General features: G+C 69.5%; 16 protein-coding genes. 4 read left to right on the top strand and 12 right to left on the bottom strand.

What is annotated here, in order from left to right; all coding sequences use genetic code 11:
- Positions 1 to 18: 18 nt before the first annotated feature.
- The 3 genes from SPDO_RS08790 to SPDO_RS08780 all read right to left on the bottom strand — a co-directional run bounded on the left by SPDO_RS08790 (position 19) and on the right by SPDO_RS08780 (position 6289).
- Complete coding sequence (locus tag SPDO_RS08790) at positions 19 to 3264, bottom strand: amidohydrolase family protein (RefSeq protein ID WP_088367126.1); 3246 nt, start codon at positions 3262 to 3264, stop codon at positions 19 to 21.
- Between the two features lie 127 nt (positions 3265 to 3391).
- Positions 3392 to 4396: a zinc-dependent alcohol dehydrogenase family protein gene (locus SPDO_RS08785; RefSeq protein ID WP_088367461.1), complete on the bottom strand. Its 1005-nt coding sequence runs from the start codon at positions 4394 to 4396 to the stop codon at positions 3392 to 3394.
- 153 nt (positions 4397 to 4549) lie between these two features.
- The gene (locus tag SPDO_RS08780) at positions 4550 to 6289 is read right to left on the bottom strand and encodes a DEAD/DEAH box helicase (RefSeq protein ID WP_088367125.1); all 1740 of its coding nucleotides are present in this window, start codon (positions 6287 to 6289) and stop codon (positions 4550 to 4552) included.
- A gap of 166 nt (positions 6290 to 6455) precedes the next feature.
- Here SPDO_RS08780 and SPDO_RS08775 point away from each other — a divergent pair, with 166 nt between their 5' ends.
- Positions 6456 to 7676 carry an MFS transporter gene (locus tag SPDO_RS08775; RefSeq protein WP_088367124.1) on the top strand — a complete coding sequence of 407 codons (1221 nt, stop codon included), beginning with the start codon at positions 6456 to 6458 and terminating at the stop codon, positions 7674 to 7676.
- A gap of 3 nt (positions 7677 to 7679) precedes the next feature.
- Here the strand turns inward: SPDO_RS08775 and SPDO_RS08770 are convergent, their stop codons facing one another.
- The gene (locus SPDO_RS08770) at positions 7680 to 7994 is read right to left on the bottom strand and encodes a 4a-hydroxytetrahydrobiopterin dehydratase (protein WP_425441941.1); all 315 of its coding nucleotides are present in this window, start codon (positions 7992 to 7994) and stop codon (positions 7680 to 7682) included.
- Between the two features lie 39 nt (positions 7995 to 8033).
- On the opposite strand from SPDO_RS08770, the gene SPDO_RS08765 reads away from it, so the two are divergent.
- Genes SPDO_RS08765 through SPDO_RS08755 form a run of 3 tightly spaced genes read left to right on the top strand, consistent with a single transcriptional unit; the run spans position 8034 to position 9678 of the window.
- Entirely contained in the window at positions 8034 to 8444 is a 411-nt protein-coding gene (locus tag SPDO_RS08765; protein ID WP_245829332.1) for a metallopeptidase family protein, read from the top strand.
- Positions 8441 to 9046 carry a heme ABC exporter ATP-binding protein CcmA gene (ccmA, locus tag SPDO_RS08760; RefSeq protein ID WP_088367122.1) on the top strand — a complete coding sequence of 202 codons (606 nt, stop codon included), beginning with the start codon at positions 8441 to 8443 and terminating at the stop codon, positions 9044 to 9046. Before SPDO_RS08765 ends, ccmA begins: the two co-directional genes overlap by 4 nt.
- Positions 9043 to 9678, top strand: coding sequence for a heme exporter protein CcmB (locus SPDO_RS08755; RefSeq protein ID WP_088367121.1), 636 nt, complete (start codon positions 9043 to 9045; stop codon positions 9676 to 9678). The genes ccmA and SPDO_RS08755 overlap by 4 nt, the downstream gene beginning before the upstream one ends.
- A 17-nt stretch (positions 9679 to 9695) precedes the next feature.
- Here the strand turns inward: SPDO_RS08755 and SPDO_RS08750 are convergent, their stop codons facing one another.
- The 8 genes from SPDO_RS08750 to SPDO_RS08715 all read right to left on the bottom strand — a co-directional run bounded on the left by SPDO_RS08750 (position 9696) and on the right by SPDO_RS08715 (position 16044).
- Entirely contained in the window at positions 9696 to 10742 is a 1047-nt protein-coding gene (locus SPDO_RS08750) for a cell wall hydrolase (RefSeq protein WP_245829330.1), read from the bottom strand.
- A gap of 129 nt (positions 10743 to 10871) precedes the next feature.
- A complete protein-coding gene (locus tag SPDO_RS08745) occupies positions 10872 to 11192 on the bottom strand; it encodes a hypothetical protein (protein ID WP_088367120.1) in 321 nt (106 codons plus the stop codon).
- Between the two features lie 101 nt (positions 11193 to 11293).
- Complete coding sequence (locus SPDO_RS16685; protein WP_143559622.1) at positions 11294 to 11575, bottom strand: hypothetical protein; 282 nt, start codon at positions 11573 to 11575, stop codon at positions 11294 to 11296.
- A gap of 138 nt (positions 11576 to 11713) precedes the next feature.
- Entirely contained in the window at positions 11714 to 12781 is a 1068-nt protein-coding gene (gene aroC / locus SPDO_RS08735) for a chorismate synthase (RefSeq protein ID WP_088367118.1), read from the bottom strand.
- A complete protein-coding gene (locus SPDO_RS08730; RefSeq protein WP_088367117.1) occupies positions 12778 to 13302 on the bottom strand; it encodes a GNAT family N-acetyltransferase in 525 nt (174 codons plus the stop codon). The genes aroC and SPDO_RS08730 overlap by 4 nt, the downstream gene beginning before the upstream one ends.
- Before the next feature lie 5 nt (positions 13303 to 13307).
- Positions 13308 to 14099 carry an enoyl-ACP reductase FabI gene (gene fabI, locus SPDO_RS08725; protein WP_211280052.1) on the bottom strand — a complete coding sequence of 264 codons (792 nt, stop codon included), beginning with the start codon at positions 14097 to 14099 and terminating at the stop codon, positions 13308 to 13310.
- 8 nt (positions 14100 to 14107) lie between these two features.
- Positions 14108 to 15073, bottom strand: a complete 966-nt coding sequence (locus SPDO_RS08720; RefSeq protein ID WP_088367115.1) for a YihY/virulence factor BrkB family protein — start codon at positions 15071 to 15073, stop codon at positions 14108 to 14110.
- A gap of 41 nt (positions 15074 to 15114) precedes the next feature.
- A complete protein-coding gene (locus SPDO_RS08715; protein WP_088367114.1) occupies positions 15115 to 16044 on the bottom strand; it encodes a DnaJ C-terminal domain-containing protein in 930 nt (309 codons plus the stop codon).
- Positions 16045 to 16089 lie beyond the last annotated feature (45 nt).

Raw genomic sequence — 16089 nt, 5'->3', positions numbered from 1 at the left:
AAGGGCGAGGCGGGACGATCATTGTGCGCTGGTGGCGCCGGTTTCCCAGAAATAAGGCCCGCGCTTGGCGGTGCCGGTCGCCACTTCGTTCAGCGTCTTGGCGTCATACAGCCGGCCGCCGAGCATCACCTGCGCGACCTTGTCGCTGTTGCGGATGTCCGCGGTGGGATCGGCATCGAGCACCACCATGTCGGCTAGCTTGCCGACCTCGAGCGAGCCGATGTCCTGCGCCATGCCGAGCGACTGGGCGGGGACGATGGTGCCCGCGCGCAGCGCCTCGAGCGGGGTCATGCCGCCGCGCACGAAGGACCACAGCTCCCAATGCGCGCCGATGCCGGCCTGCTGGCCGTGCGCGCCGATCGACACGAGCACGCCGCGCTTGGCGAGCTTGTGCGCCTCGCGCGCATTGTCGTCGTCGACGAAATCGCCCTCCGGCGCCATCAGGCGACGGGCGTTGTCCGCAAGCAGCTTGGTCGGCGGGGTGTGTGCCTGAAGAAGCGGATTGGCGAAGACGTCGGTATGCTGGCGCCAGTACGGATCGGCAGCGAGGCCGCCGAAGGTGACGACGAGCGTGGGCGTGTAATTGGTCTTCGACGCGGCGAAGAACTGCAGAATGTCGTCGTAGAAGGTTTCCAGCGGGATGTTGTGTTCGACCGTCGAGTTGCCGTCGGCGATGTGGGTGACGTCGAGCCCGTAGATCGAGCCGCCCTCCGCCACGACCTGCATCCCCTCGCGCCGGCTGGCCTCGGTGATCTGCTGGCGCTGCTCGCGGCGCGGCTGGTTGTAGTTCTTGACGCTATGGCCACCCTGCGCCTTCAGCCGGCGGACGTGCGACATGGCATCATCCAGGCTGTCGATCTGCGCATACACATCGGCCGCCTTGGCGCCGTACACGACCTCGCCGGTGGAGAAGATGCGCGGGGCGAGGATCAGGCCGGCGCGCTGATATTCCGATGCGGTGAAGATCTCGCTGGCGCGGTTCGACGGATCGTGGATCGTCGTGGTGCCGAGCGCGAGATTCTGCATCATCGACCAGTTGCGCTGCGGCACCAGCTCGTCGCTGCCGGCGGGGCCGTGGGCGTGCGCATCGATCAGGCCGGGGATGATCGTCTTGCCGGCGGCATCGACGGTGGTGGCGCCAGCGGGGATCGCGGTGGAGGCGCGCGGGCCGACCGCGACGATGCGGTCGCCGCGGATCACCACCACGCCATCGTCGATGATGCCGCCATCGGTGCCCGCCATCGTCACGAGCCGCGCGCCGGTGATCGCAACGGTGCCGGTCGGCTTGGCCGCGGCCTGCTCCATCGCGAGCGAAACGCCAGCGGTCGGCGGGACGAAGCCGGGGGTGCCGTCCGCGCGGGGAGCGGCGGCGAACATGTTAGCGGTCTCGACGGTGTAGAGCGTCGGCCCGAGGCTCCAGTGCAGGCGCGTGCCGTCGTTCGACCAGTTCATGTAATCCGCGCCGCCGGCGCTGACGCGCGTGACCGGCAGCGCCTTGGTATCGGGCGACAGCGCGATCGTCTGCCCGCCCCGCATCAGCGGCACGACATAAGCGGCGTAATTCTGGCGGAAGGCGACATATTCGCCGGTCGGCGAGACGACGTAATCGGTCGCGAGCTCGCCCGTCGCGTGGACGCGCTTGTCCTGCCCCGACATGTCGGTGCTGACGAGTTGGCGCACCGACTTGCCGTCCTTGCGCTCGTCCTCCAGCATGAACAGGCGATCGTTGCCGGCGCCGAACTGCGGCGAGGCGGCGCCGCGTGACACGAGGCTGGCGGCGCCGCCGCTGGTCGCCACGCGGTACACGCCGGCATCCTGCGACCAGCGCGGGCTGGTGAGGCCGCCGGCACCGGTACGCTCGAACACGATGGTCTTGCCGTCGGGCGAGAAGCGCGGGCGGGCGTAATGGCCGGGCTGGCCGATCACGTCGCGCGCGCTGCCGCCGTTCGCGCCGATGACGCGCAGGCGGCCGAGACCATCGTCGGTCCAGCTGACGAAGGCGAGGCTCTTGCCGTCGGGCGACCAGCTGGGGAACAGCTCGAAGCCGTCGTCGCCGCGCGTGAGGCGGCGCGCGGTGCCGCCGGCGACGGGCTTCACCCACAATTTGCCGAGCGTTTCGAACACCACCTCGCGGCCGTCGGGCGAGACGCTGGCGAAGCGCGGCATGGCGGTGGTGAAGCGATCGGGCGCGACCGCGATCTGCGGGTGCGGGCCGTCGATCAGGCCGCGCGTTTCATCGATGGTGAAGGGGATCTCGCGCGCGTTGCCGCCATCGGCATCGACGCGGCGGATCTTGCCCTTGGCCCAGAAGACGAGACCCGAATTGTCGGGGAGCCACGCCATGTTGGGATAGACGCCGGTGACCGCCCAGGTTTCCTGCACGTCCTGATCGAGATCGTCGTAGATCTTGCGCTCCTCACCCGAGGCGAGATCCTTGACGTAGAGCTTCGAGCGGGTCGCCTCGCGGCGGACGAACGCGATCTTCTTGCCGTCGGGCGAGGGGGTGGGGCGGACCGCGCCGCCGGCGCCGGTGACGGCCTTGGTCACCTCGCCGCTGGCGAGATCGTAGCGCTCGATATCGAACAGGTCGGTGTTCGAATCCTGCGCATATTCGAAGATCGGGCCGGGCGTGACGTTGCGGGTGTAGAAGATCGACTTGCCATCGGCGGCGTAGATCGGCTCGCCCAGTTCCTTCTGGTGCGTCTCGTTGGGGCGCTTGACCAGCGGCACGCCGGCGCCGCCCGATACGTGGTACATCCACACCTCGCCGGTGCCCAATGAACGCCCGGTGGTGAAATGCTTCTTGGCGACGATGAAGCGGCCGTCCTTGCTCCAGCTCGGCTGGTTGAGCAGGCGGAAGTCCTCGCGGGTCACCTGGCGCTTGTCGCTGCCGTCGAGGTTCATCACCCAGATGTTGTCGCCGCCGCCGCGATCGGAGGTGAAGGCGATGCGCCGGCCATCGGGCGAGAAGCGCGGTTGCACCTCATAGGCGAGCCCTTCCGCGATGCGCGTCGGCGTGCCGCCCGTGATCGGCATGGTGTAGATGTCGCCGAGCAGCGTGAAGGCGAGCGTGCGGCCATCGGGGCTGACGTCCACGTCCATCCAGCTGCCTTCGCTGGTGCGGATCGGCACCTGGCGGATGGCGGCGCCGGCGGGGGCGTTCACGTCCCACTTGGGCTTGGCGGCGGGGGTGGTGCCTTGCGCAGCGGCGCCATGCGCGACAAGCGCGGCCAAGGACACGAGCGATGCCGTGTAGAACCTCATGAAATCCCCCAAAAACGACAATATGTTTGCCGTACTATCCGGGGGCGGGCGGCGCTGGCAATGCCGTAGGGGAAATGTTGGCAGCGGGGCGGGCCGCGCATCGCGGCACCGCCCGAGTGCCGGCCGCTCAGATGTCGAGCACGATCTTGCCGAAATGCTTGCCCGATTCCTGATGGCGGAAGGCGTCGGCGATCTGTTCGAGCGGGAAGTGGCGGTCGATCACCGGCTTGATGCCGTTCGCCTCGATCGCGCGGACCATGTCCTGCTGGTGGCGGCGCGCGCCGACGGTGAGGCCGATGATCCGCTGGTTGTTGTGCATCACCATCACGGTCGGCACATGGCCGCCGACGCCCGCGAGCACGCCGATCAGCGCGATATGCCCGCCGGTGCGCGTGGCGACGATCGACTGCGGCATGGTGCCCGAGCCGCCGATCTCGACCACATGGTCGACGCCGCGGCCGCCGGTCATGCCGCGCGCGACCTCGCCCCAATTTTCCTGGCTCTTGTAGTTGATGAGGTGGTCGGCGCCCATGCCGCGCAATCGCTCCAGCTTCTCGTCCGACGAGGAGGTGGCGATCACGGTTGCACCCGCCGCCTTGGCGAACTGCAACGCAAAGATCGAGACACCGCCGGTACCCTGCACCAGCACGGTGTCCCCCGCCTTGACCTGGCCGTTGACGACGAGCGCACGCCACGCGGTGAGGCCGGCGCAGGTGAGTGTCGCCGCCTCCGCATCGGAGAAGCCGGCGGGGGCGCGGGTGAAGGCGGTGGCGGCATTGGTGACATATTCGCGCGCGAAACCGTCCGCCATGTCGCCGGGTACGTCGCCCATCACCGCGCGATCGGGCTCGCCATCCATCCAGTGCGGGAAGAAGGTGGAGACGACCTTGTCGCCGACTGCGAATTCGGTGACGTCCTCACCCACCTCGATCACCTCGCCCGCGCCGTCGGACATCGGCACGCGGCTGTCCTCGACCGGGATCATGCCGGCGACCACGGCATAATCGTGGAAGTTGAGCGAACTCGCGCCGACGCGCACGACGATCTCGCCGCGGCGCGGGGCCTTGCGCTCGGTGTCTGTGACCTGAAGCCGATCGAGCCCGCCGGGCTTCTGCAACTGAATGGTGCGCATCATCTCTCTCCCCATGGCGCTGATGGCCGTTGGGAAAGGGGCGTAGATGGCGGGCGCGCCGCGCGCAACGGGAATTAAGTCAGGTGGTTTAAACTGCCACTTCGCCCGATCATCCCGCCGGCGCGTTACCGGCGGGATGGCTTAGCGTGCGGATCAGCGCCGCTCGGTGCTGCCGCGGCGCGGGCCACCGCGTGCCGGGCCGCCGCGGGGCGGGCCGTCACCGCGACCGCGCGGGTTGGTCGGGCGCGGGGCATATTGGCGCGTGCCGGCGGGCGGGCGGACCGGGTTGCCGGAGGGCTGCTCGGACACCTCGATCATCACGTCATCGTCGGCGGTCGCGGTCTTCTGCACCGCGGACATGAACTTGTTCGCCAGCGCGCGCGGCACCTGAAAGGCCGTCTCGTTCGGACCGATACGGATCGCGCCGACATCGTTCTTGGTCAGATTGCCGCGGCGGCAGATCAGCGGCAGGATCCAGCGTGGATCGGCATTCTGGCGCCGGCCGAGGTTCATGCGGAACCACACGACGTCGTCGAAGCCGGGGCGGTGCTTTTCACGCTGCGCGGCGCGATGCGCCTCGGGCGTGGCGGCGACGATCTCCTCGGGCGCGGGCATGGCGGCGCGATAGGCGCGGACCAGCGCGGCGGCGATGTCCTCCGGGCTCTTCTCGGCGATGACCTTCTCGGCGAGCGCGCGATCCTCGTCCTCCACCTCGACCGGGGCGAGCAGCTGCGTGAGCAGGCGATCGCGATCCTTGGCGCGCACGTCCTCGGGCGTGGGTGCGGGCACCCATTCGACCGGGATCTTGGCGTTGCGCAGCATCGATTCGGCCCAGCGGCGGCGCTGATAGGGGACGATGAGCACCGCGGTGCCCTTTTTCCCTGCGCGCCCGGTGCGGCCCGAACGGTGCTGCAGCGTCTCGCCATCGCGCGGCAGCTCGACGTGGATCACGAGGCTGAGGCTCGGCAGATCGATGCCGCGCGCGGCGACGTCGGTCGCGACGCAGACGCGGGCGCGGCGGTCGCGCAGCGCCTGCAGCGCGGCGTTCCGCTCGTTCTGGCTGTGCTCGCCCGACAGCGCCACGGCGGCGAAACCGCGCTCGACAAGGCTGGCGTGGAGGTGGCGGACATTGTCGCGCGTGGCGCAGAACAGGATCGCCGTTTCTGCCTCATACAGGCGCAGCAGGTTGATCACCGCATGTTCGATGTCCGACGGGCTGACGGCGACGGCCTGGTAGCTGATGTCGCCATGGCCGCGATCCTCCTCGACGGTCGAGATGCGCAGCGCGTCCTTCTGGTAACGCTTGGCGAGCGCCACGATCGGCTTCGGCATCGTCGCCGAGAACAGGAGCGTGCGGCGGCCCTCCGGCGTGCCGTCGAGGATCTCTTCCAGATCCTCGCGGAAGCCCATGTCGAGCATTTCGTCCGCCTCGTCGAGCACCGCGACCTTCAGCGCGGAAAGCTCCAATGCGCCGCGCTCCAGGTGGTCGCGCAGACGGCCGGGGGTGCCGACGACGATATGCGCGCCGTGGTTGAGGTTTCGCCGTTCCTTGGAGGCGTCCATGCCGCCGACGCAGGTGACGATGCGTGCGCCGGTCGGGCCGTAGAGCCAGATCAGCTCGCGGCTGACCTGCAGCGCGAGTTCGCGGGTCGGCGCGATGACCAAAGCGTGCGGCTCACGCGAGGGAATGATGCGGTCGTCCTCGCCCAGCAGCTCGGCCGCCATCGCCATGCCGAAGGCGACGGTCTTGCCCGATCCGGTACGGGCGGAAACGATGAGGTCGCGGCCGGCGGCGTCGGGCTCGATCACGGCGGCCTGGACTGGCGTGGGCGCTTCGTAGCCACGCTCGGCGAGCGCACCGGCGAGCGGCGCGGGTAGTGATTCAAATGTCATGCTTGGTCCCTAAGTGGCTCATCTGGCGCGCACTGCAACCCTTAGGGTTGACGGAAAGGCCGATCGTTGTCCGCCTGCGTCAGAAGTAACTCTGGCGGGGCCATAGCACAGCCGGACCCACATTGCACGCGGCGATGGCGGGGCGCACAAGTAGCCCGACGACGCCATGATCCAGCCTGCCGCCATCCCTATCCAAGACACCAGCGAGAAACGGCGATCGGCCGCGTTCCTCGTCGCTTATGCGCTGGCCTATGCCGGCGGGGTCATCGCCTATCTGCCGCTCTTGTCGCTGCTGCTGCCGCTGAAGGTCGCGCAGCTCGCCGGGGCGGCGCGGATCGAATTGTTCAGCGCGATCGTGATCGTGGGGGCGCTGGCGGCGAGCGGCGCCAATGTGCTGTTCGGCTGGCTGAGCGATCGGTCGATGCGCGCGGGCGGCGGCCGGCGGCGGTGGACGGCGCTGGGGCTGGGCGCGACGTGCCTGTCGTTCGGCGCGGTGATCATGGCGGATAGCGGGCCGGCGATCATGGCGGCGGTGGTGCTGTTCCAGGTGGCGGTGAATGCGCTGCTCGCGCCGCTGGTGGCGATCATGGCGGACGAGGTGCCCGATGCGCAAAAGGGCGTGGCGGGCGGGCTGCTGTCGGCCGCCGTCCCGATCGCGTCGGCCGTATCGGCGATGCTGGTGGGGCTTTCCGGCGCGGGCGAAGCGCTGCGGTTGCTGATCCTGGCGGGGATCGTCGTCGCCGCGTGCCTGCCGTTGCTGCTGATCCCCGCCCGGGCCGCACTGGTCGTGCTGCCCGCGCGGCCGGAGGTGGCGATCCGGCGCGGCGACCTGGTGCTGGCGTGGGGTGCGCGGCTGCTGGTGCAGGTCGCGGGCAATGCCATGTCGCTGTACCTGCTGTATTATTTCCAGAGCATCGTGCCGCGCGCGGCGGCAAGCGCGCTGGCGCCGCAGGTGGGGCAGCTGCTGACGCTCGCTTATGTCCTCTCGCTGCCGATCGCGCTGGTCGCGGGGCGGGTGTCGGACCGGATCGGGCGGCGCAAGCCGGTGCTGCTGGGCGGAGCGGTGGTCGCCGCCGCGGGGCTGGCGGGCATGGCGCTGGCGAGCGACTGGCGCTGGGCGGCGGCGAGCTTTGCCCTCTATGCCGTCGGATCGGCGGTGTTCCTGGCGCTGCACGCCGCCTTTGCCATGCAGCTGCTGCCCAGCGCAGCCAATCGCGGTCGCGACCTGGGGCTGCTGAACCTCGCCAATACGCTGCCCGCGCTGCTCGGCCCGCTGCTCACCTGGACGCTGGCGACGCCCGACGATTTCACCGCCGTGCTGGCGGTGCTCGCCGGGCTGACCCTGGCGGGCGGCGCGGCGATGACCGGGGTGCGCAGCCGGCGGTAACGCCTAGCCGTCGAGGATCGCGTCGATCGCGGTGGCGAGCTCGACGTCGCGTTCGGACAGGCCGCCGGCGTCATGCGTGGTGAGTGTGATCTCCACCCGATTCCACACATTGGTCCATTCGGGATGATGGTCCGCCCGCTCGGCGATCAGCGCGACCTGCGTCATGAAGCCGAAGGCCTCGGCGAAATCGGTAAAGACGATGGTGCGGGTGATCGCGTCGCGGCCCTCGTCATAGTCCCAGTCCGCCAGGCTATCGAGCGCATCGGCGCGTTCGGCTTCGCTCAGTTGATCGACCACAATCCGGATCCTTTTCGACATGCTTGTCGCGTGGGAGGGGCAACGCCTATGGCGACACGGATGAGCGGACAAGACCTTCCCGGCGAACCGCCCTCGCTGGCGGCGATCGAGCGGCATGCGCGCCAGGTGATCGCGCGGCTGCCCGAGGCGTTTCGCGCGCATCTGGGCGACGTGGTGCTGCTGGTCGAGGAGGAGGCGGATGCCGAGACGCTGGCGAGCGTCGGGCTGGAGCATCCGCTGGAGCTGACCGGCGTGTATCACGGCCGCCCGATCGGCGACAAATCGTCGTTCGATTCGGGCGCGATGCCCGACCGCATCCATCTGTATCGCCAGGCGATCCTAGCGGAATGGTGCGAAACGGGGGTGCGGCTCGATGATCTGGTGGCGCATGTCACCATCCACGAGATCGGCCATCATTTCGGGCTGAGCGACGACGACATGCACGCGCTAGAGGACGCGGTGGCCGATTGAGCGCGGCGCTGGCGCTGAGCGACTTGGCGTGCCGGCGCGGCGGGCGGCTGCTGTTCGCGGGCGTCTCCTGCCCGCTCGCGGCGGGCGACGCGCTGGTGGTGACGGGCGCGAACGGCTGCGGCAAATCGAGTCTGTTGCGCATGATCGCGGGGCTGCTGCCGCCGTTCGAGGGCGAGGTGGCGTTGAGCGGGCGCGTTGCGTTGCTGGGCGAGGCGAGCGCACTCGACGGCGACCGGACGCTGGGCGCGGCGCTGCATTTCTGGGCGATGCTGGACGGAGTGGCCGATCCGGCGGGGTGCGTGGCGCGCGCGCTGGACGATGTGGCGCTGGCGGAGCTTGGCGATGTGCCGGTGCGGCTGCTGTCGACCGGGCAGCGGCGGCGCGCGGCGCTGGCGCGGGTGCTGGCGAGCGGGGCGGAGCTGTGGCTGCTCGACGAGCCGGCGACGGGGCTCGACATGGCGTCAATCGCGCTGCTGGAGGCGGCGGTGGCGCGGCATCGGGAGCGCGGCGGGATCGCCGTGATCGCGACGCACCAGCCGCTGGCGGTCGCCGGCGCGGCGACTCTTGATCTGGCGGCATATCGCGTGGCGGAGGCGGCATGATCGCGCTGGTGCTGCGTGACGTGCGGCGCAGCTACGCCGGAGGCGGGGCGACGCTGACGCTCGGGTTCTTCCTGCTGGTCGCGATCCTGTTCCCCTTTGCGATCGGGCCCGATGCGCGGCTGCTGGCGCGCGTCGGCGGCGGGGTGATCTGGGCGGCGGCGCTGCTGGCCGCGCTGCTGCCGGTGGAGCGGCTGATCGCGCCGGACCTGGAGACAGGCGTGCTCGATCAGATGGCGGTGCGCGGCTATTCGCTTCCGGTCGTCGCGGCGGCGAAGATGGCGGGGCATTGGCTTGCCTTTGCCCCGCCGGTGATGGGCGCGGCGCTGCTGTCGGCGGCGCTGTTCGGACTGGATTCGGCCGCGACGGTCACGGTGCTGGCCGGGCTGGCGATCGGCACGCCGGGGCTCGCCGCGCTGGCGGTGGCGACGGGCGCGCTGACCGCCGGCCTGCGCGGCGCCGGCGCAGTCGCCGGGCTGGTGCTGCTGCCGCTCGCCATCCCGCTGCTGATCTTCGGTGCGGGCGCGATCGAGGGCGGAGCCGGCGGGCTGAAGCTGCTCGGCGCGGTCAGCCTGGTGCTGCTGGCGGGCGCGCCGTTCGTCAGCGCGGCGGCGATGCGGATCGGGATGGAATAGCCCCGCGCGGGTGCCGGTCAGCGCAACGGCTTGCCGCTGTCCTTCCAGCGATCGAGGATCTGCGATGCGGCGATGCTTTCGGGTGTCGGGGCGGCGGGCGTTGGGGCGGCGGAGGGGGGCTCGGCGAGCGGCGCGCCGCTTTCGAGCAGGCGCGGCTTCGCGCCGCTGAGCGCGGCGAGCGGCGGCGCAACGGGGACGGCGCGCTCCATGGCGATGACCGGATCGGCGAGCCGCGGCGTGGGGGGCAGCGGCTGCGGCTCGTGCCCGGCATAGGCCTGGTGGAAGGCGGCGGCGGTGCCCCACACGCCCTTCCACCGGTGAAAGAAATGCGCGCCGATCACGTCGGTCATCACCAGCGAGCGGTTCCACGACGGGGTGACGGCATAGGTGTGGTAATGCGTGGCGAGGCCGACGGGCGCGAACACTGAACCAGCGAGCGCCGCCGCGGCGGTCCGCGCCGCGCGCGCCCAGCCCTTGGGGTTCGGGATGCGCGCCATGGCACCGTCGCAGGCGAAGCTGAACTGGCAGCCGGTGCCGCGCTCCACACCCTGATAGACGACGCCGCAGACGGTGGCGGGGAAGGCGGGGTGGCGCACGCGGTTCAGCACCACCTGTGCCACGGCGCGCTGGCCGTCGTCGGGCTCCGAGGCGGCCTCGTAATAGATGGTGGCGGACAGGCATTCGAGCGCGCGGGCGCGATCCAGCGCGGAGGCGCCGCGCATGCTGAACGGTTGGGCGGCGGTGACGCCGGTGGCGGCGGTCGCCGCGATCCCGCGCAGCGAGGCGGGGAGCGGGGGCAAGGGCGCGGTGCCGGTGGTGCCATCGCCGGGCGAGGCGAAGGTGGAAGCATCGGTGTCGCCGCCGGCGAGCGACGCGGCCGCGCGCACCATCGGCGGCAACGAGGCGGCGGCGCCGCTCCAGACGAGCGCGCCGAGCACGAGCGCGGAAATCAACAGAACGATCGGCGCCGCGATCATCGCCGCCTGCTGCCATGCGCGGCGGCGCGCCGGGCGGCGCATCCGGCGCAGCGCCGCGCGCTCGCGAGGATGTAGCGCGATCGTCATCGAACCAAGGCGTCCCTCATGCGGCGACGGTGCCGCGTGCCGGCGCCATTTAGGCGATCAGCTACCCAATTTCCCGTAAAGATTTCGCGCTGTCCACGGATCGGACAGATATGGGTTAACGCCGGCGGCTCAGCGCTGCGGGCCGGGCAGCGAGGCGGGCGGCGCAGCCGGGGGCGTCACACCGCCGCCGAGACGTTGCACGCCGTTCGGTCCGTCGACCAGCGTCGAGGTGGGCGGGGGTGTGCGCCGGGCGGCGGCATCACGTGCGGCCTCCTGCGCACGCCGCCGATCGGCTGCGGCGGCATCGGAGGCGGCTGCGCCTCCGCGATCGCTACCGAGCGCGCGATCGATCGCGTTGGGCTCCACGCCGCGTGACAGGCGGTCGGCAAGCTGCGCGGCGGCAGGGCTACCCACGGTTAGGGCGGCTGCGATCAGAATGGCAGAGCGCATGAGGTGACTCCCGTACAGGGCGCGCAAGGCGTGTCGCTGAGTGCAGAACGCAGCAAAGGCCCGGCAGCAATGCTGCCGGGCCCCGCTCCGTAGTGACTAGATCAGCCCTGCGGCGGAACGGTCGGGGTCGTCGTGGACGGCGACGTCGGGCTCGTTGCGCTGTCCTCGCTCGGATCGGTCATGTCCGTGCTCGGCTGCGTCGGCGTCGGCGTCATGGTCGGCGAGGTTGCCGTGTCAGGCGTGCTCATCGCCGGGTCCGACATGGTGCTGTCCGGTGCCGGCATGGTCGACTGCGTCGGTGCCGACTGGGTAGGTGCCGTCTGGGCGATCGCGGCGCCCGGAAGGGCCAGGGCAGCTGCTGCGATGATACCAAGAGTCTTCATTTTGCTCTCCTTTGGAGTCTTCATGAAACCAGTGAGAGTATAATGCGCGACAATCGATAAAGTTCTTCCGGCTATCGGCAGATAAACTCGCTTTATCTCAAAACAGATCAAATAACCGTTTCGAAGATGAATATCTGTTCATCCGCACTGTGCGCGATGTAACATGGATTGGTCCGCGAGAACTAATGCGACCATCGCTTCCACTACCGGTACGCCGCGAATGCCAACGCACGGGTCGTGCCGCCCGCGGGTCGCGATCTCGGTCGCCTCGCCGGTGCTGGCGATCGTCGGGACGGGCGTCAGGATCGAACTGGTGGGCTTGAAGGCCGCGCGCACGCGAATCGGCTGACCGGTGGCGATGCCGCCGGCGATCCCGCCGGCGTGGTTGGCGAGAAAGGTGGGGCCATTGTCGCCCGGGCGCATTGGATCGGCGTTCTCCTCTCCGCTGAGCGCCGCGGCGGCGAACCCGTCGCCGATCTCCACACCCTTTACCGCGTTGATCGACATGATCGCGGCGGCGAGCTCACTGTCGAGCTTGGCATAGAGCGGCGCACCCCAGCCGGCGGGGACGCCCGTCGCCTCGCAGGCGATCACTGCGCCGAGCGAGGAGCCGGCCTTGCGCGCGGCATCGACCTTTTCCTCCCAGCGTGCAGCGGCGGCGGCATCGGGGCAGAAGAAGGGGTTGGCGTCGATCTGCGCATCGTCGAACGCTGCCGGGTCGATCGCATCGCCGCCGATCGCCTCCACCCAGGCGCGGATGCGCACGCCCGGGATCACCGCGCGGGCGACCGCCCCCGCCGCGACGCGCGCTGCGGTTTCGCGCGCCGAGGAGCGCCCCCCGCCGCGATAGTCGCGAAAGCCATATTTGGCGTCATAGGCGTAATCGGCGTGGCCGGGGCGATAAGCGCGCGCGACCTCCGAATAATCCTTCGACCTCTGGTCGACATTCTCGATCATCAGGCTGATCGGCGTGCCGGTGGTGCGGCCTTCGAACACGCCGGACAGGATGCGGACCTGATCGGGCTCGCGCCGCTGCGTGGTGAAGCGCGAGGTGCCGGGGCGGCGCTTGTCGAGCCAGGGCTGGATGTCCGCCTCGCCGAGCACGACCCCCGGCGGGCACCCGTCGATCACGGCGCCGAGCGCAGGCCCGTGCGATTCGCCCCAGGTGGTGAAGCGGAAGACGCGGCCGAATGTATTGAAGCTCATGCGGCCCCCAGTTGCGAAAAAGCCGGCGCATGGTGCGCCGCCTCGCGCACGCCGCACGGCACCAGCCCGCCCTGCAACGGCAGCGCGAGGAAATACTCGCCGGCGTACGGCGAGGTGAAGTTGCGCGCGACGGCAGCGTCATAGCCGAAGCGACCGTAGAACTGGGGATCGCCCAGCACGAAGCTGAGCACCACGCCGGCAGCCTCCAGCTGCTCATGCGCGGCACCGACCAGCGCCTCGGCGACGCCCTGGCGACGGTAGGGCGGGGCGACCGCGAGCGGCGCGAGCGCGACCGCGGGGACCGGCTTTCCGGCGACCGTCACCGCCATGCGGCTGAAGACGACCGCGCCGGCCAGCGTGCCGCTATCCTCGTCATCGGCGACGAGCGTCAGCACCATATCGCCCGCGATGCACAGATCGCGGACGAGATCGGCTTCTTCCGGATGCGGGAAACTGGTGCGGAGCAAGGCGTCGATCGCGGCGACGTCGGCGGCGCCCGCGGGGCGGATCGCGATCGCCATGACGCTCAGGCCAGCGCGATGTCGGGCGCGTCCTCCGCCTTCATCCCGATGACGTTATAGCCTGCGTCGACATGGTGGACCTCGCCGGTGACGCCGCTGGCGAGATCGCTCAGCATGTAGAGGCCGGCGCCGCCGACGTCGTCGATGGTGACGTTGCGCTTCAGCGGCGCGTTCAGCTCGTTCCACTTCAGAATCAGGCGGAAATCGCCGATGCCGCTCGCCGCCAGCGTCTTGATCGGTCCGGCGGAGATCGCGTTCACGCGGATGTTGTCGCGGCCAAGATCAACGGCGAGATATTGCACGCTGGTTTCCAGCGCCGACTTGGCAAGACCCATGACGTTGTAATGCGGGATCACCTTTTCGGCGCCGTAATAGCTCAGCGTCAGCAGGCTGCCGCCGTTGGGCATCATCTTTGCCGCGCGCTGCGCCACCGCGACGAACGAATAGACGCTGATGTTCATGGTGAGCAGGAAATTGTCGAGGCTGGTGTCGACAAAGCGCCCGCGCAGCTCGTTCTTGTCCGAAAAGCCGATGGCGTGGACGACGAAGTCGATCGTCGGCCAGGTTTCGGCGAGCCGGGCAAAGGTCTGGTCCAGCGCGTCCATGTTGCTGACGTCGCAATTGAACAGGTGCGGGGTGCCGAGCTGCTCGGCGAGCGGGCGCACCCGCTTCTCCATCGCGTCGCCCTGATAGCTGAAGGCGAGCTCGGCGCCGGCCTCCGACAGCTTCTTGGCAATGCCCCAGGCGAGCGACTTGTCATTGGCCAGGCCCATGATCAGCCCGCGCTTGCCTGCCATCAATGCGTTCACGACGTCGCCTTTGCTTCCATTCCCGGGGGCGCCCCCTCTAGACCTGTCTCCGGGGGTTCCGCCAGTGCTGCGTTGAGATGGGCCCCAAAGACCAATCCGAGGCCGATGAGGTAGAAGAACAACAGCATCACCACTACGCCGGCGAGGCTGCCATAGGTAAGATCATAGCCGCCAAGATTGGACAAGACCAGCGGCAGACCCGCGGTCATGCCGACCCACCAGGCGGCGGTGAACAGCGCCCCGGGCCAGATGCGCGCATGCGTCGAGCGGTAGCGCGGCGGTGTGACGAAGTAGAACAGCATGAACAGCGCGCCGAACATCACCAGGCCGGGCACCGCGCGGCTGATCCCGACCCAGCCGGCGAGATCCTTGGCCCAGGGCAGCAACTGGTAGATGAACTGCTCCACAGCGACGAGAATGCCCTGCACCAGGAACGACAGCAGCGCGACGATCACCGAGGCGACGATGCCGAGGCTGAGACCGAGGCGCGCGCGCCACAGCGTCTGCGAGCTGTGCGTGCCGTAGGCGCGGCGGAAGATTTCGCGGATCGTTTCCACGAAGCTGCCGACCGTCCACAGGCCGACCAGCGCGCCAAGCCACAGAAGCGAGCCGGTGCGTGCGGCGAGCACGTCCGTGATCGGTTTACGCAGGATGTCGGCGACATCCGGCGGCAGGACGTGAAGAAAGGATTCGACCGCCTGTCGCGTCCCTTCGTTCTGCCCCAGCGCCGCCAGCACGGCGGCGGCGACGATGAAGAACGGAAACACCGTCATCAATGCCAGATAGGCCAGGTTGCCGGCGTGGATGAAGCCATCGGTATAGACGCCGGTGGCGGCGCGCTTCATCACCTCAAAGGCGTAGCTGCCCGGTTTCACCTTGGCCAATTGGCGATCGAGCCGAACGCGCGCGTGGCCCTGATGCCGGCGGCCCTCGGGTGTCAGCGCTACCGTCTCGTCGACCATCCCTGCCCCTTTTCCTGTCGGCGCCACACGGTGCCGAAAGGTCAGACGCCCATGTCGGTGCGCGGGTTCCCGCCGCCGGACCAGCCTTCCACGAAGCTGGCGAGCGCCGCGTCGCTGGCCGGTATGTCGATCATCAGCGTGACGAGCTGGTCGCCGCGGGTGCCGTCCTTGCGGTGAAAGCCCTTGCCCTTCAGCCGCAGCGTGCGGCCCGAGGAGGAGCCGGCGGGCACCGTCAGCATGACCGGCTTTTCCACCGTCGGCACCTTGACCGGGCCGCCCTTCACCGCCTCCGTCAACGTGATCGGCAGGTCGAGGCGCACGTCGTCGCCATCGCGGGTGAAAAAGCGGTGCGGCTGTACGTCGATGGTGACGATCGCGTCGCCCGCGCCACCGGGGCCCTGCTCGCCCTTGCCCGGCAGGCGCATCTGCGTGCCGGTCTCGACGCCGTGCGGGAGCTTGAGGTCGATCGTCTTGCCGTCGGAAAGCGTGATGCGTTGCGGTACGCTGGCGGCGGCGTCAACGAAGGGCACGCGCAGGCGATAAGCGGTATTGGCGCCGCGCGGCGGCGGCTGGCGGCGGCCGAACCCGCCGGAAAAGCCGCCGCCTGGGCCACCCGCGCGGCCACCAAACAGCCCCTCGAAAAGGTCGGACACGTCGACGCCCTCGGCGCCGCCGAAATCCTGGCTGCGAAAGCCGCCACCGCCGCCCGGGCGCGCGCCGGCAAAACCCGACCCGAACGGCGAGGCGGGATTGCCGTCGGCGTCGATCTCCCCGCGGTCGAAGCGGGCGCGCTTGTCCTTGTCGCTCAGCAGATCATAAGCGGAGGTGACCTGGCTGAACTTCTCCGCCGCCTTGGGATTGTCCTGGTTGCGATCGGGATGCAGCTCCTTGGCGAGCTTGCGATACGCCTTCTTGATGTCCGCCTCGGTGGCGCCCCGCGCCACGCCGAGCGTCGAATATGGATCCGCCATTGTTGCCCCAGTTGGTGTATTACCCGGCTATGTGGGGGAGGCGCC

The sequence above is a fragment of the Sphingomonas dokdonensis genome (assembly GCF_002197685.1).
GTDB lineage: Bacteria > Pseudomonadota > Alphaproteobacteria > Sphingomonadales > Sphingomonadaceae > Sphingomonas > Sphingomonas dokdonensis.
Note: the sequence above shows the minus strand (reverse complement) of the source record. Positions and strands in the feature narration are given on the sequence as shown.